This window comes from Lysinibacillus sp. COL-1 (genome assembly GCF_059814265.1).
On the sequence record NZ_JCAWSJ010000003.1, the window covers coordinates 78,521 to 93,606 of the forward strand.

General features: G+C 37.5%; 19 protein-coding genes. 12 read left to right on the top strand and 7 right to left on the bottom strand.

Annotated elements, in window-relative coordinates:
- Positions 1–88: 88 nt before the first annotated feature.
- From AC6BKE_RS04725 to AC6BKE_RS04735, 3 genes are all read left to right on the top strand, one after another.
- Entirely contained in the window at positions 89–532 is a 444-nt protein-coding gene (locus AC6BKE_RS04725) for an SRPBCC family protein (protein ID WP_499856031.1), read from the top strand.
- 538 nt (positions 533–1,070) lie between these two features.
- Complete coding sequence (locus AC6BKE_RS04730; protein ID WP_342504458.1) at positions 1,071–1,589, top strand: DUF4303 domain-containing protein; 519 nt, start codon at positions 1,071–1,073, stop codon at positions 1,587–1,589.
- Positions 1,590–1,602: 13 nt separating this feature from the next.
- Positions 1,603–2,724: a serine hydrolase gene (locus AC6BKE_RS04735; protein WP_036128786.1), complete on the top strand. Its 1,122-nt coding sequence runs from the start codon at positions 1,603–1,605 to the stop codon at positions 2,722–2,724.
- Positions 2,725–2,755: 31 nt separating this feature from the next.
- On the opposite strand, the gene AC6BKE_RS04740 is transcribed toward AC6BKE_RS04735, so the two are convergent.
- A complete protein-coding gene (locus tag AC6BKE_RS04740; RefSeq protein WP_499856034.1) occupies positions 2,756–3,214 on the bottom strand; it encodes an SMI1/KNR4 family protein in 459 nt (152 codons plus the stop codon).
- 121 nt (positions 3,215–3,335) lie between these two features.
- Here AC6BKE_RS04740 and AC6BKE_RS04745 point away from each other — a divergent pair, with 121 nt between their 5' ends.
- Both AC6BKE_RS04745 and AC6BKE_RS04750 read left to right on the top strand, forming a co-directional pair.
- Positions 3,336–3,863, top strand: a complete 528-nt coding sequence (locus AC6BKE_RS04745; RefSeq protein ID WP_445299956.1) for a cupin domain-containing protein — start codon at positions 3,336–3,338, stop codon at positions 3,861–3,863.
- A gap of 102 nt (positions 3,864–3,965) precedes the next feature.
- Positions 3,966–4,388 carry an Rrf2 family transcriptional regulator gene (locus AC6BKE_RS04750; RefSeq protein ID WP_338652106.1) on the top strand — a complete coding sequence of 141 codons (423 nt, stop codon included), beginning with the start codon at positions 3,966–3,968 and terminating at the stop codon, positions 4,386–4,388.
- Positions 4,389–4,484: 96 nt separating this feature from the next.
- On the opposite strand, the gene AC6BKE_RS04755 is transcribed toward AC6BKE_RS04750, so the two are convergent.
- Complete coding sequence (locus AC6BKE_RS04755) at positions 4,485–4,889, bottom strand: carboxymuconolactone decarboxylase family protein (protein ID WP_036128779.1); 405 nt, start codon at positions 4,887–4,889, stop codon at positions 4,485–4,487.
- A gap of 106 nt (positions 4,890–4,995) precedes the next feature.
- Here AC6BKE_RS04755 and AC6BKE_RS04760 point away from each other — a divergent pair, with 106 nt between their 5' ends.
- The 6 genes from AC6BKE_RS04760 (at position 4,996) to AC6BKE_RS04785 (ending at position 8,004) form a co-directional block, all read left to right on the top strand.
- Positions 4,996–5,415: an Lrp/AsnC family transcriptional regulator gene (locus tag AC6BKE_RS04760; RefSeq protein ID WP_036128778.1), complete on the top strand. Its 420-nt coding sequence runs from the start codon at positions 4,996–4,998 to the stop codon at positions 5,413–5,415.
- Positions 5,416–5,429: 14 nt separating this feature from the next.
- A complete protein-coding gene (locus AC6BKE_RS04765; RefSeq protein WP_230593986.1) occupies positions 5,430–5,651 on the top strand; it encodes a hypothetical protein in 222 nt (73 codons plus the stop codon).
- Positions 5,642–5,893 carry a GNAT family N-acetyltransferase gene (locus tag AC6BKE_RS04770; protein WP_230593984.1) on the top strand — a complete coding sequence of 84 codons (252 nt, stop codon included), beginning with the start codon at positions 5,642–5,644 and terminating at the stop codon, positions 5,891–5,893. Before AC6BKE_RS04765 ends, AC6BKE_RS04770 begins: the two co-directional genes overlap by 10 nt.
- Positions 5,894–5,915: 22 nt before the next feature.
- Positions 5,916–6,260 (top strand): YunG family protein, encoded by a 345-nt coding sequence (locus tag AC6BKE_RS04775; protein WP_499856039.1) that lies wholly within the window; start codon positions 5,916–5,918, stop codon positions 6,258–6,260.
- A gap of 138 nt (positions 6,261–6,398) precedes the next feature.
- Positions 6,399–6,992, top strand: a complete 594-nt coding sequence (locus AC6BKE_RS04780; protein WP_036128773.1) for an NADPH-dependent FMN reductase — start codon at positions 6,399–6,401, stop codon at positions 6,990–6,992.
- A gap of 73 nt (positions 6,993–7,065) precedes the next feature.
- On the top strand, positions 7,066–8,004 hold the full coding sequence (locus tag AC6BKE_RS04785) for a ring-cleaving dioxygenase (RefSeq protein ID WP_089933692.1): 939 nt from the start codon (positions 7,066–7,068) through the stop codon (positions 8,002–8,004).
- Between the two features lie 162 nt (positions 8,005–8,166).
- Here the strand turns inward: AC6BKE_RS04785 and AC6BKE_RS04790 are convergent, their stop codons facing one another.
- Positions 8,167–9,099 (bottom strand): aldo/keto reductase, encoded by a 933-nt coding sequence (locus AC6BKE_RS04790; RefSeq protein ID WP_036128769.1) that lies wholly within the window; start codon positions 9,097–9,099, stop codon positions 8,167–8,169.
- Between the two features lie 142 nt (positions 9,100–9,241).
- Positions 9,242–9,994, bottom strand: a complete 753-nt coding sequence (locus AC6BKE_RS04795) for an IclR family transcriptional regulator (protein WP_499856042.1) — start codon at positions 9,992–9,994, stop codon at positions 9,242–9,244.
- Between the two features lie 258 nt (positions 9,995–10,252).
- Here AC6BKE_RS04795 and AC6BKE_RS04800 point away from each other — a divergent pair, with 258 nt between their 5' ends.
- Entirely contained in the window at positions 10,253–11,686 is a 1,434-nt protein-coding gene (locus AC6BKE_RS04800) for an alpha/beta hydrolase family protein (protein ID WP_499856044.1), read from the top strand.
- Between the two features lie 38 nt (positions 11,687–11,724).
- Here AC6BKE_RS04800 and AC6BKE_RS04805 read toward each other — a convergent pair whose 3' ends face one another.
- The 3 genes from AC6BKE_RS04805 to AC6BKE_RS04815 all read right to left on the bottom strand — a co-directional run bounded on the left by AC6BKE_RS04805 (position 11,725) and on the right by AC6BKE_RS04815 (position 15,077).
- A complete protein-coding gene (locus AC6BKE_RS04805) occupies positions 11,725–12,687 on the bottom strand; it encodes a MerR family transcriptional regulator (protein ID WP_271911344.1) in 963 nt (320 codons plus the stop codon).
- Positions 12,688–13,031: 344 nt separating this feature from the next.
- A complete protein-coding gene (locus AC6BKE_RS04810) occupies positions 13,032–13,973 on the bottom strand; it encodes an alpha/beta hydrolase (RefSeq protein WP_499856047.1) in 942 nt (313 codons plus the stop codon).
- Between the two features lie 30 nt (positions 13,974–14,003).
- Positions 14,004–15,077, bottom strand: coding sequence for an LLM class flavin-dependent oxidoreductase (locus AC6BKE_RS04815; protein ID WP_499856049.1), 1,074 nt, complete (start codon positions 15,075–15,077; stop codon positions 14,004–14,006).
- Positions 15,078–15,086: the final 9 nt, after the last annotated feature.

The window sequence follows — 15,086 nt, forward strand, 5'->3', positions numbered from 1 at the left end:
TTTTTAGTTAATTTTTATTATTAGAGAGGTAAAAGGGAAAATTTGGCGAAGAATGTGTAGATAAATATTACAAAAAGGATGATGATCGATGATGAATACGGATGTGACGGCGAAATTAAAAATCAGGCAGCCAGTCCATAAAGTTTTTGAAGCCATTATTTCTCCTACTGAAATTGGGCATTATTGGTTCTCTGATAGCTCTGAAAGATGGGGAGCGGGTAAAAGGATTACGCTTAGATATGATGAGTATCATGCTGAGGGTGTAATCACTGTGCTGGAAATGGAGGCTAATGAAAAAATTATGTTTGTATGGGGTGAAGAGCATGGTGAAGTGACGATGGTTACCATCACTCTTGAAGAATTACAAGGCGAAACCATTATTACTGTAGTAGAGTCAGGGTTTAATGCCCATGACCCAGAGATTATGGCAAAAATGATGGGGCAAAAAGAGGGTTGGGTTTATATGTTAACATGCCTCAAAGGATATTTAGAAAATGGCATTAGCAGTTTAAGAGCTTCGTTAATTCATTAGTGTATGTAGCTTACAATGCAATGACCTTAAACTTTATTAAATGCTGCTACCACTATAGGAGAGATGAGTCTTGGGAGTGGAGTTGCAGGAAAACTAGTGGGAGCATCTTATTCAAAAACCTATAGATACTTCTGAACAGAATTGGTAGGTGATTTTTTGGATAAGAAAATGTTTTCAAGTTGTATAATTGTTATCGCTGTTATTTCGTTATTTAGTCCAACAATTATTTCTACTTTAATGCGACAACAAAGTACAATACTTAATACTCATTATTACATTCAATACATTGCTAATTTGGTTAGTTTCCATCTAAGTTTATTCTTTTTGGCTTCATTAGCATTAGTCTTATTTCTCAAGAAGGGTCGATGACTAAATTGAAACATTTAAAACCACCTAAATGAAGATTAGAGATGGTTTTTTGTGTCTTACTATCAAATTGAAAAAGGTGCTATCCGTCGATAACACGTTCTATATACCTAAAGCAAGTTAAAGGAGATATTCATAGTTATGATGCCTACCGGAGACTTTAGTAGAGGAAATTGTTAATGCTGCAAGAAAATCATTTCTGAATTTATTTAAAAATGGTGAGCGGGACTATTACTGTACGCTATATACAACTGGCGAAGGGCATGCTCCGAACGTTTCAGCTTGGTCGTGGGAAGCATTGGAGCGGGAAGCTACTAAACAGGCAAGAAATAGCAACAACTCTCAATCTGAAAAGGCTGCTCTTATCAAATGGTCTTATGCAGATTCTCCTTATTGTTGCTTCGGTGAAGAGTATTTTACAAATGTATGTCAGTACTTGAATGACCGACCTAATATCAATGTCCTTGGGGGTGAAAAATGGCAGCAAGAATTGACATTCCGGCTAACAGCAATGGAATTAGCCATGAAAAAGCTTGATGAGGAGGGACTATTTGCCTTGAATCAAACAAGAGACGCTATTTGTATACTCGTGGAAGTGATGCCCCCAGATGAAGTAAACATAGAAATAGCGTTGCAATTAAACCAGTCGTCTACAGCATTGCAGCAATGGTTGGTGGAAGCAGACGAGTGATGGAGGGATGAAAGTGAAAAAATTATATTGGATGATGGGTGGCATTTTAATTTGTGCAGGGTTAGTAATAGGTATTGTCTTTTGGAAGTTTCAAAAAGAGATTAAGAAGGACGACCCAGAATATATTGTTCAATTTATAAAGGAACATAGAGCTGATAAAAATGTTTCCGTAGCCATTCAACGCAATCAACAATATTGGGTGGAATTAAACACTAAGGAACAGCTGCCATTAGCAAGTACAGTTAAAATCATCGTCGCTATAGCCTATGCACAGCAAGCAGCAGAGGGTCGCATTAATCCTCAGCAACAGGTTGATCTAAAGGAGTTAGAGGTATTTTATATTCCTAAAACGGATGGAGGTGCACATGAAGCATGGTTAGCGCAGTTAAACCTTCAGGGTGTGGATCATGTGCCTTTAAGTGAAGTCGCAAGTGGTATGATTGCTTATAGTTCCAATGCGAATACGGAATATTTAATGCATGTATTAGGTTTTCAAGCGATTAATGATGTGCTTACACAGCTACATGTAGAGGATCATGAACCATTATATCCAATCGTCAGTGCACTCCATATCCCGGTTCAAGTCTTGAAAGAAAAAAATTTAACGAAAAAAGAAACATTAGCGGCTTTGCAAGAAATGGATATGGCTGAATATCGTGAGCGTGCATCGTCTATTCACGCCAGTTGGATAGAGCAACCTTTGACTTACGAGGAGAAAGCAGAGGCACAAAAACTGCTCAATATGGATTTTCAAAAGATATGGTCTGACCGTTTAATAAGGGCCACTACAAACGATTACATCTCTATTTTAGAAAAATTGAATAATAAAAATTTCTTCAGTGCAGAGGTACATAAATACTTAGATCCCGTAATGGAACAGTTGATGCAGAATCCTAAAAATCAAGAATGGCTAACACATGCAGGTCAAAAGGGTGGATCGACTGCATTTGTCTTAACACTAGCAGCCTATGCGGAAGATAAAGAAGGGAATCAAACGGAAATTGCCCTTTTTGCTAACGACTTAAATACAATGGAACAAATTAAACTATCTAATAGTATGAATAGTTTTCAATTGAAATTTCTGACAGATGATAAGTTTCGCAAGCGTCTTAAAAGGGAGTTTTCTGAGTTGTGAGTTGCCTCTATAGATATGGCAACTCACACTATTAGCTCCGTTCATCCATTAGTTTTTCGAGAAACTTTGAGAAAGTAGAAGCATATTCATAAATCATGTCATTCAATAAGTCAAAGCACATAACTGAAAACTCACCATGTTCATCTTTTGATGATGTATTAAAAAAATATAGTTCGTCTGCGTCTGGAACAAATAAATCTAACCTATTCGGATATTGTTTACACCAATCCTTGTCAGCCAAGTTAAGACGATGTATATAAAGAATATCTGTATGATCGATGTCTCTGTATGCTGGTTGACCGATTGTGAGAATAGATCCACCATTCAGTTGCCCATTGCCATAATTTTTTAACCACCAGTAATAGGATGGTGGTAAGCTGAACCCTAATTCAACTTCAGCTTCTACAATCCAATCATCTTCAACATCATGTCCAGGAAACCATTTAATCGCCGTAGTACTTGCTAGCATTTCTGCTAATCTAGCGTACATGGCAGCTACCTCCAATCTGTTTATAAATAGCACTCCATTAATAATTCAACGTGCAAACGGAGTACCTTCTTTCATTCAACTGCATAATATAGCGTTATCATGTATGAGAGGATTGAGTTACATGTACCACCCTTATTACGGTAATTATCTACTGTATAATTACGGTTATCAACCTGTTTATTGGGCCTATCCAAATCAGGAAGAACGAGTGCCAAGAAGTAATGTCCAGAATGATTTTGGATCAGGACCATTCGTTGTCAACATTGAAGAGACTACAAAGCATAACAAAAATTATCGAACAGTACTATGGACAGGGCCACACTTACAAGTAACTGTGATGAGCCTTAACGTTGGGGAAGATATTGGCTTAGAAGTACACCCTCACGTCGATCAATTTATTTGTATTGAGGAAGGGCATGGCGTTACACAGATGGGACCAAGTAAAGATTATTTAAACTTCCAAAGACACGTGTCTGAAGATATGGCCATTATGGTGCCAGCAGGGACATGGCATAATGTTACGAATATAGGCAATAAACCGCTAAAGCTTTACACAATTTATGCACCACCAAACCATCCATTTGGAACTGTGCATATGACAAAGGCTGATGCCATGGCTGAAGAAGAAGGCTATGGGCAGCGTGAATAAGAAATCATAAAGCGTGTTTTTCTGCAAAACATGCTTTTTTCTTGATATATGGTAGAATGTGTTTTAATTACAGATAGTAATAGTCCTGAATGGAGGTGATTAATGATGAAATATTCAAAAGCAACAAATTATGCGTTACATACGATGGTGTTTTTAACGCTCAATCCTAAAGGGAAATCAATGAGCGTAGAGTCTCTAGCAGAAATGCAGAAATTATCACCAACCTATCTTTCGAAAATATTAACAAAGCTTGTGAAGGCAGGTTTAATTGAGTCGAATCCAGGTGTCAACGGTGGTTACCGTATTTCTAAGCGTCCACAAGAAATTTCTTTCTTAGATGTGATTTATGCGATTGAAGGACAAACCTCATTATTTAGTTGTGCTTCAGATCATGAAGATGTCTTTCATCATCAAGGCTGTCTTATTGAACAAGTGATGGTGGATGCTGAGAATAATATGAAAGAGGAGCTTAGTAAGCAATTTATTATAGATATAGCTAATAAAATCGATAGAAAATCGATTTAGATGGATAGCATGCATAAAGCGGTGGATACAGCACTAAATGTGATGGATAAAACGTTCAAATTGGTGGATAGGAACTAGGGAAGACCCCTAGTTCCGTTATTTTAATTGCATAAGAGCACCAAAATATTGCTGTGCTGTCGCGAAGCAAATAAATGCTAGTAGCTCGCTAATCTCGGCTGCTGTTAAATAATCCTTTAATACAGCTGTGACATTGGCCGCAGTGTGACCTTTTGAAGCTAAGAATGCTTCTGCAAAACCTGTACATACGGCTGTTTTCTCATCATAGTATTGTGGATCTGGTTTGCCTTTTGCCTTACAATACTGACAGCCATTTTTTTGAGCTAATGTTTTTCGAACCTCTTCTTTTAATGAAGCGGATAGATGCCCGTCTTTTTCGAGTACCTCCCCCAACTGTTGCCAGTGCAGCTGAATTCCCTCGTTATAGCCTAATAGTTGTTGAAATGGCGTTAAGCCCTTGTCGTGTAAATGAATAAGTGTCATCAAACATCCCTCCTTTCATTAGTGTAAAATATGAATAACGAAGTTAACATGCGAATTCGAAGGAAATTATAATCGTTTCCTTTTAAAAAGAAGGGGTATTGCCATAATGGATTTCATTAATGAAAGGATACTGAAAGAATTAAAGGAGGATAGTCGTATTTCTATGAGTGAATTAGGGAGACGAGTACATTTATCGGCACCAGCTGTTCGTGAAAGAGTACGGCAATTAGAGGAACAGGAAGTCATAAAAAAATATACTTTGGCTATTAATAAAAAGGCATTAGGCTATCCAGTTGAGGCTATCATTGAGGCGACAATAAAAAACAACCGCTATGCAGATTTTAAAGATCTTATTAAGACGTATACAACGATAGATTTTTGTTATCGAATATCAGGTGAGGCATGTTTTTTATTAAAAGGGCATTTTCAAACTTTTTCTGATGTTGAGCAGTTTATTGATGTATTACAGCCATATGCACATACAAAAACCAATTTTATTTTTTCTGATATATGTGAGGACATTTAAGAAAGGAGCTATTAATGGAATTCAAATTATTTGAAGAAGAAATTGATGATTTAGTACAGTTACTCACTCAAAATAAATGGTTGTATCACACGAATCCACTGGTAAAAGAAGAGTCCATTCGAGCTGCATATGTGGAGGGTTACTATAAGAACGATCGTGAAACACATTGGCTACTTGAGGAAGGGGAAAAAGTCGGGATTCTTTTTATTCATGTGGAAGTAAGGATATGGTGTTAAAGCACTTCATTGATCTATTTGGCGAAAAAGGTAAGATTCGTATTGAGGGCTATACTAGAGCCGATAATATGGGGATGCGAAAATGCTTTAGTAAGGCTGGCTTTGTGAACGAGGGCTATTTAAGAAATGCTTGGGAAAATGAGGACGGTACCGTGACAGATAGTATTGTCTATAGTGCTATTAAAGATGATTGGATTACAGGGAACTCAACACCAATAAAAATGGATGAAGTCCCATTTTAAAGTGTTTGAGAGGAGTTATAGCATGAAAAAAGACATTTTAAACGCTTTAAGAAAATTATGGTCAAGCCAATCAAGTTCTAAATGGAGCTTGGATAACCCTGCAAAAGGGCAATGTGGCGTTACTTCATTAGTGGTGCAGGATATTCTTGGCGGAGAAATTAGAAAGACATTTCTCAAGGAGGGCTGGCACTTTTATAATGTCATTAATGGCGTAAAAATGGATTTTACGGAGGAGCAATTTTCATACATAATCGACTATCAGGATATTGATTCAAATAGGAATGAGGCTTTTCATGATACCAATGATGGGCAATATAGCTATTTAAAATCACAGGTTTATAAGCTTTTAGGGAAGGCAGAGAGTTAATTTTCTCTGCCTTTTTAAATTTAAAAACAAAGTTGTTGACGTTGATAAAAATATCGTGTTATTATTATCTCGAATTCAAGATAAATAATTTCAAGATAAATGAATTCGAACCTTTAGCTTTCGTCAGGAGGTACAATTATGGGTTTTTTGAATAAATTATTTAGTTCAAAAAAAGAGGAGGAACAAACAATGGCAGAATTAAATATCGGTATTATTATTGGATCGACACGTGAGGGACGTGTAAGCCCTCAAGTAGCACAATGGGTAAAGGAAATTGCAGATCTACGTGGTGACGCAAACTATACAGTGATCGATATTGCTGATTATAAATTGCCATTATTAGGCGAACCAGGGCAAGATGCTTCGGGTGCACAGGCTTGGTCAGAAATTATTGCTAAACAAGATGGATTTGTGTTTATCGTACAAGAATATAATCACTCTATTACAGGGGCCTTAAAAAATGCACTAGACTATTTACGTGTTGAGTGGAATAACAAGGCAGCAGGAATCGTTTCATATGGTTCTGTAGGTGGAGCTCGTGCAGCAGAACATCTACGTGGCATTATGGGAGAGCTATTAATTGCAGATGTACGTGTTCACCCAGCATTATCCTTATTCACAGATTTTGAAAATGGAACAGACTTTAAACCAAAGGAAGTACAATCAGATTCAGTGAACCAAATGTTAGATCAATTAATCCCATGGTCTAAAGCTTTATATACAATTCGCTAAGCTTATCCAGTTTGAGGTAGGACGTAGTTGGGCACAGTAAAGGTGAGAAAAATAGTCGAAAGGGCTTGTTAACATGAAAAAACATACAGCAGGTATTCACCATATCACAGCCATCGTAGGGCATCCACAAGAGAATATTGATTTTTACGCAGGTGTGTTGGGCTTACGTTTAGTGAAGCAAACTGTAAACTTTGATGATCCTGGCACATATCATTTATATTTTGGCGATAAAGGTGGAAAACCAGGCACAATCATTACCTTCTTCCCTTGGGCAGATGCTTATCAAGGACGTATTGGTGATGGCCAAGTTGGCGTTACAACGTATGTCGTACCAGAAGGGGCACTTCCATTTTGGATTAATCGCTTAGCAAAATTCTCGATTCCCTTCCAAAAAGCTGAACGCTTTGGTGAGCAAGTCATTCAATTGGACGACCCACATGGTTTGCATATTGAACTAGTTGCACGTGCGGAAGGCGAGCTCAATGAATGGACATTTGGTGAGGTAACACCCGAGGTTGCTATTAAAGGTTTTGGTGGAGCTACACTATACTCAAGTCATCCTGAAGAAACGGCAAAAGTTTTAACAGAAGTGATGGGCCTTGAACAGGTAGCGACAGAGGGTGACTATACTCGTTATAAATCAAGTGCAGCTATTGGTAATACTGTAGATTTAAAAACAGTAGCAGGTGTACGTGGTCAAATGGGTGTAGGAACGGTTCACCATATTGCGTGGAGAGCTCAAGATAATACGGATCATTTAGAATGGCAAGAGTATGTGATGAACCATGGACAGCATGTAACGGAAGTCAAAGATCGTAATTATTTCAATGCGATTTATTTCCGTGAGCCTGGCGAAATTCTATTTGAAATCGCTACAGATCCTCCTGGATTTGCTCATGACGAAACACCTGAGACAATGGGTAGCCAATTAATGTTGCCACTTCAGTACGAACAGCATCGTGAACAATTAGAAAGAACATTAATCCCGATTAAAGTGCGTAAATTGGATTAAGAAGAGGAGTCGCTTAATTTCCAATAATCCAAGAAAATGACAGGCTGTTAGCAGAATTGCACAGTCAAACTACGCTAAAATTGCGATAGAGCACAAAGCTAAAATATAATAAAAATGAGAAAAGAGCGAATTTGCAAAAATCCTCTCTTTTCTCATTTTTTATTATAAAATTCCTTCTATTTTCATTAAATCTTCATTTGTTAACAGGACATCCGTTGCTTCCACATTGATAGCTACTTGGCTTTTATGCTTTCCTCCTGGGATAACGGCATCAACACCGTCTTGGGCTAATAACCAAGCAAGAGCCAGATTTGGTAATGTTGTTTGTTTTTCTGCTGCTACTTCCTTTAACGCCTCTACTTTAACTAATGTTTGTTCAAACAGTTCACCGTGGAATAAGGGGTTTGAAACTCGCCAGTCCCCTGCGCCTAGTTTAAAATCTTTTGTATACTTGCCACCAAGTAGACCATATGAGAGTGGTCCATAAGGAATAAATGAAATATCATTTTTTATACAGTATGGCAGTAAATCTTGTTCGGCTGAACGGTTTAACATATTATAAGGAGATTGTAAGACTGAAATATCATTATGCATATTTGCTTCGATTAATTGATCTAATGTTACGTTAGAAATTCCTATTGCTCCGATTTTACCTTCTTCTTTTAAGCGCGATAATTCTCCAATCGATTCAACAAGGGGTGTTTCGTTATCAGGGAAGTGCAAATAGTATAGATCTACATAATCCAATTGGAGGCGATTTAAGCTATTTTCAAAAGCTTGTCGTAGATATTTTGGATGATTATCTACTGTTACTGTACCATCTTCAAACCAACGTTTAGCTGCCTTTGTTGCCAAAACGAAATCTTCCCTACGATAGTTTTTCAAAACATCCCCAACGATTTCCTCTGAACGCCCTTTACCATAAATGTCTGCTGTATCAATAAAAGTTATTCCAAGATCTAGGGCTGTTGTCACTAGCTCCTTTCCATCTTGTTCATTTAAGCTTTCAAATAAATTATGACCACCAACAGCATTTGTTCCAAGACCAATTTCTGAAATACGGATATTAGTTTTCTTTAATGTATGGAATTTCATCTTCTTACCTCCTCGTTTTTCTATAACAAGAATAGGATAAAAACCTATTTTTACAAACATCTATACTAATAGTTTCATATATAGAAACAAAAGCATTTTTATTGCAAAGGAGCATAGCTTATTAATCTTCTAAGATACAAAACTATGTTAAAAGATAATCAATTTCCGCTGTTAATTTTTTACTTGCCTCGACTAATTTTTTTACAAAAGAACGAATGGCCGCTTTCTTTATTTGCTCCGTCGAACCGTGTAGGGCAATGGCACCTATTACTTCTTTATTGACATAGATAGGTACTGCAATACAACATTTACCTAGATTGGTTTCTTCATTATCAACAGCGTATCCTTGTGCTTTAATAACCTGTAAGTGAGGAATTAATAAACCATAATCATAGAAGGTTTTTGTTGTAAGTGGATGAAGTCTTATACTATTTAACATGTCATGTTGCGTTTCTGTGGGTAGGTGAGCTAAGACTACTTTTCCAAGTGCACTTGAATGCATGGGTGTTCGAGTATCGATTGCTTGAAAAAAAGGTTGTTCAAATGGCTCCCTGATGACATTTTTTATCACCATTTCACAATCTTCTAAAATACCAATATAAGTAGTTATTTCTTCTTGTCGGGCTAATTGATAGGGTGCTACAAGGGAAGTCCATTCAATATCTTGATGCCAATATAGATGTTCATCTCTAAAAATATGAGGATTTAATTGATAGTATTTATTATATTTATTAACATAATTCATTTTTTCCAAAGTATAAAGCATGCGAAAAACCGATGTCTTATTCAGTGATAACTCTTCCATAATTTCAGTCAATGTAAGAGCATGCTTTTGTCGTAATACATCCAATATCAAAAGGCCCTTTTTTAATGTCGATACTTCATAGGAATCCATTTCTGTCCTCTCCTAACTTCTAAAATAATTTAACCTGTACCTGTGAAATATTCATAGTTCTTTATTGATATTATAAAGACAATTTTTTATAACTGCTCAATTTTTATTTTAATAATATACAACCTTAAATTTGTAAAATGGTGGACAATTATAAAAAATGTCAGTGTTTTTTTGTATTGATTGTTGATTCTCCTCTTACTGGAGGTAATACACTTTGATTTGAATCAGCAAGATCAAAAAAACAAGGAGGTTTTTATTATGAGGTCTATTGAATTGTTTTATGTCATCTTTAATATTGTTTTACTAGGTTGGTTAGTTTTTGGTAGAAACAAGTCACAGCGAGGAATACTGATAGCTGGTGGTATGTCTATGCTATTTCTACTTGTCCATGGAATCATTGAAGGGATGCGGTGGCAAATGATACCGACTTATTTGATGACATTATTTTTTCTCGTTGTTGTTGTGATAAGGCACTTTTTTAACCCAAAAGTTCAAAAAGAACAACAATCAAGTATGCGCCGATTACGCGTTGTTCTGAATTCAACATTAGCTGTACTTTATTCTGCCATAGCAGTTAGTCTGCCTATCGTTCTTCCGGTATTTACCTTTGAAAAGCCAGCGGGTCCGTACCAAATTGGAACAGTCACCTACGATTGGGAAGATACTAAGAGGGAAGAGACTCTCACACCAGAGCTTGGCGACAAACGCGAATTAATGGTACAGATCTGGTATCCTGCTGATACGAATGTTAAAGGTAATACGGCTCCTTATATTTCGGATGCTGCTGTTTTTGCAAAGGGGTATAGTAAAATTCTAAATTTACCGAAGTTTTTATTCACAAATTTTGGTTATGTCAAGACACATGCTATTGAGAACGCTGAGATTTCTAATCAGGAAACAACCTATCCGGTACTCCTTTTCTCTCATGGCTTTAGTGGGCATAAAAATCAGAACACTTTTCAAATTGAGCAACTAGTCAGTCAAGGCTACATCGTGGTAGGTATAGATCATACTTATAGTAGCACTACTTCCGTTTTTTCTGATGGTCGTATAGCAAATTACGTCCCACAAAAAACGGAATCAATCGTATATTTAGATAAAGCAAATGAGGGTTGGGTTGAAGATGCTAAATTTGTGCTGGATCAAGTAGAGCAGTTGGCTCAAAACGATCCTGAAAACCGCTTTACAGGTCGAATGGATATGGAGAATATAGGTATGTTTGGCCATTCCTTTGGTGGGGCAACGAGCACCCAAATGCTAATGACAGATTCAAGAATAAAAGCAGCTCTTAATATGGACGGCGTTCTATATGGAAAACTCCGAGTTCCTACGGAGGGGCTGAAGAAGCCATTTATGATGATGAGTGCTGATGACTCAATCAGAGAAGCGAAGGAAACGGATAGTGAGGAGTTCATCGAGTTTGTAAACGAAACTTTGCCACGGTATGAGTATGTAACTGTGGGTGGGAACTATTGGATGAAGATTAAAGATATGAAGCATATGGGCTTCTCTGATTTATACCTGTTTTCACCACTTTATGAACGGATGGAAGGGGTCGACATCCAAAAGGCTTATCATCTGATTAACGACTATTCATTGGATTTCTTTAATCATTATTTAAAGCAACAGCCATTTAAACTATTAGAGCAAAATATTGGGGATTATCCAGAATTTACGTTACAGAAAGGTTGACAGCTAAGGTGAATAGTTGAGGGTGTTTAGCCCCTCAATTATTCGCCTTCTGAATTTTCCATATGTTCAAGTCGCCATTCTATTCCTTGAAATAGTAATTGATTAGCTTTTGAGAGTTGGTAGTATTGTGGACTTAGAATGGCACATAATATTTCGCATCGTTCGAGTCGTTTGGTTTTGGTTCTTTGAATATATTTTACAAAGTAATGGAAGTAATCTTCTTTATTGTCCAAATGCTCTGAGTTCGCATACAGCCTAGCAGTATCATCGACAATGGCCTGTACAACCGGACTGCTGGCAGGCGATTTTTGTTTCAACGCCTTATTCAATCGATCATGGATGTTTTCGAGCTTTCTGACCAGTGTTGTAGCATTGTATTTTGGCTGATGAACAATATTCATGTACAGAAATTCAGTATTTTTCAGGTCTTTTATAAACTGCGGATCATTTATGAGCTCCTGCAACTCATGCCAAGCAGCGGTTTGTTTGGCGGAGCCTTTCACCTGATTAATAATGTATTTGTCAAAATAATAAAAAAACGAATCTTTCCACTCTTTTGGAATGCCATTTAAGAATTGTATTTCTTGCACTTTTTTATCGATAAATTGTTTTTTATTTTCAGCTTTAATTGTTCGTGCATTCACTAAATCATGAATACACTGCAATGAATCCCCATTATGTTCCTTTGCTTGACGCAAAATTGATATCATATCCATAAGCGTATTAACCTGTGTTTCCATCGATTCAATCTGCCAATCAAGTATTCTAGTGACTGATAGCTCCTCAGATATCATTTTGCTTATATCATCAATTCCAAAATCCAAATAACGCAGGTTTGTAATCATTTCAAGACGCCATATATCTTTCACTGTGTATAATCGATGTCCACCATCAGTATAACTTGTAGGTTTTAGCAACCCAATTTCATCATAGTAACGAACTGTTTTTATAGTAGAACCTATTATTTTAGCTGTTTCACCTATAGTATATTTTTCTTCCAAATGATTACACCTCCTGATTGGATCACTTTATAGTAATTTTAACATCATAGTTCATTTGATGATAAAAAAAGTCATTATTTTATTTTACGATAAACTTGCCATAAATTGAGGAATTGGACTTGCATAGCTGTGAAGTTTTTATCAACAAAGTCATCATAACTAAATTGTTATAATTATAAAATGCGAAAATACCGTCAAAGCATTTTCGCATTTTAAATTTTCATATTCAAACATTCCAAGAGCAGCAACTTTCATTTAGAAAATTATGCCCCTACCAATTATGATTGCAACTGAACTACTTAACGACTATGATAAGGGCTATTTCACATTCTCAGTAAGGTAGATTAAGGGTGAAGAGCGCGAGCCATTGCATCTAAATAGTTCTGACTTGCACGCTGACTTACCTCGGCTTCAGGTACAAAGACTTCAAAGCAATGAAAGCTACCAGGGTAGAGATTTATTTCAACATCTACTCCTGCTTGGGCAAGACGTGTTACATAATCAAAGGTTTCATCTCGAAATAAATCAAGTTGACCTATACATGTATAGGTTGGTGGTAATCCTGCTAAATTATCTGCTCTTGAAGGAACCGCATACGGAGAAAGTTCGTTGGTGTCCTTTTCTTCTCCTAAGTACATACGCCAAGCGGTCAAATTATTTGATCTACTCCATGTTGCATGAGCATCGGTAATCTCATAGCTAGATGGCGTTTCATTTCGGTTATCAAGCATTGGATATAATGGCATTTGAAATATAATTGAAGGCCCTCCCTTATCGCGAGCCATTAATGCTAGTGCTGCTGTTAGCCCTCCACCACCACTTGCACCAGCAATTGCCACTCGTTTAACATCAATGCCTAGTGATGGAGCCTCAGCTGTCATCCATACTAACCCTGCATAACAATCTTCAATCGCGGCTGGATAAGGATGCTCAGGAGCAAGTCGATAATCAACAGAAACGACAACGCAGTTAGCGGTCTGAACAAAACGTTCACATAGAAGATCATCCATATCAGGGTGTCCCATAACGAAACCACCACCATGAATCCAAAGCATAGCTGGAAGTTTATCACGGTTTCGTTCAATTGGTTCATAAATTTTAACTAGCATTTCACCTCCATCTCCTCTAGGAATCATGCAATTCGTCGTGTGCACAAGTTTTGACTTTTCTAATGGTGGCTGGACTAAGAGGCTGCGACTCCACGCTAAATCTTCCTGCAGACGAAAGCCCGGAAACTGTGAGTAAGCCTGTCTTAATTCTGGTAGTACACGATTATTAATCGTCATATAAATTCCCCTTTAAAATATAATGAAATCCTAAAGAAATGGATGTCCTTCTAGTACCATTTCCGCCTCCCATTTAGCAACTTCCTCACGCACACGGGGTGCCACTTCTGTTCCAAGAAGTTCTATCGCTTGCATGACTTGATCATGTGGCATTGTACTTAAAGGTACGTATAGCATAAACCGTGTGATCCCTACATGTTTACGAAGATGAATGATTTTATCTGCAACTGTCTTTGGATCACCTACATATAATGCCCCTTCAAAACTTCGTGCAGCATCATAACTAGAACGATCATAATACGGCCAGCCGCGTTCTTTGCCCAGTTTATTCATGCCCACCTGTGTAGATGGGAAAAATGTATCTGCTGCCCACTCGTTATTCGGGCCAACGAAACCTATCGAATGGGAGCCTACCCGAAGCTTAGATAAATCATGACCTGCATGAGCAGCAGCTTTTTTATAAAGTTGTACGATTGGAGCAAACTGCATAGGACTGCCACCAATGATTGCTAGCATAAGGGGTAATCCTAAAATTCCTGCCCGAATGGCTGATTGTTGATTTCCTCCACTACCAACCCAAATGGGTAAAGACTTTTGAACAGGTCTTGGATACACACCTAAATTATTGATCGCTGGTCGATGCTTCCCTTCCCATCCTACTTTTTCTGACTCGCGAATTTTGAGTAATAAGTCCAAATGTTCTTCAAACAGCTCATCATAATCATTTAAATTGTAGCCAAATAGGGGGAAAGATTCGATAAAGGATCCACGGCCAGCCATAATCTCCGCACGCCCATTTGATAGTCCGTCTAAAGTAGAAAAATCCTGAAAGACACGTACGGGATCGGCAGAAGAAAGAACTGTCACGGCACTTGTTAATCGAATTTTTTTCGTTTGTGGAGCGGCAGCTGATAACACCATTGCTGGGGAGGAAGCAGCATAATCTTCTCGATGGTGCTCGCCAACGCCAAACACATCCAATCCTACTTGATCTGCAAGAATGATTTCCTCCACTACTTCACGTAAACGCTGTGCATGACTAATTACCTCGCCACTATGAACATCTGGTTTTGTTTCTACGAAAGAAGTAATTCCTATTTCCATTTGTTATCT